1 pseudogene is annotated in these 506 nt (G+C 62.3%); it reads right to left on the bottom strand.

What is annotated here, in order from left to right:
- Positions 1–506: pseudogene (locus FCN80_RS26365) on the bottom strand (transketolase); the annotation flags it as partial.

Here is a 506-nt window from a genome sequence, read left to right as displayed (position 1 = left end):
TCCCGTTCAGCGCCGGCGGCCTTGGCATCCCACCCGGCATAGACATCCTGCGGTATCACGAACGGCGGTTCGTTCCAACCGATGTGCTGACGGGTGGCCGCCACTTCGTCATCCCCCAGCGGCGCGCCGTGGGCGCCGTGGGTACCGGCCTTGTTGGGCGAGCCGAATGCGATAGTGGTCTTGCACATCAGCAGCGAGGGCCTGTCGGCGACGGCCCTCGCCTGTTCGATGGCCGCCTTGATGGACGCGCTATCGTGGCCGTCCACCCCGCGCACCACATGCCAGCCATACGCCTCGAAGCGTTTGGCGGTGTCGTCGTTGAACCAGCCTTCCACATGACCGTCGATGGAAATACCGTTGTCATCGTAAAACGCCATCAATTTCCCCAGCTTCATGGTGCCGGCCAGGGAGCAGACCTCATGGGAAATTCCCTCCATCATGCAGCCGTCGCCCATAAAGACATAGGTATGGTGATCGACGATGTCATGACCCGGCCGGTTGAACTG

Origin of the sequence: Martelella alba, assembly GCF_005217455.1 — a bacterium.
Lineage (GTDB): Bacteria > Pseudomonadota > Gammaproteobacteria > Enterobacterales > Enterobacteriaceae > Acerihabitans.
The sequence above is the reverse complement of the archived record's forward strand: the minus strand, read 5'-3'. Positions and strand labels throughout refer to the sequence as shown.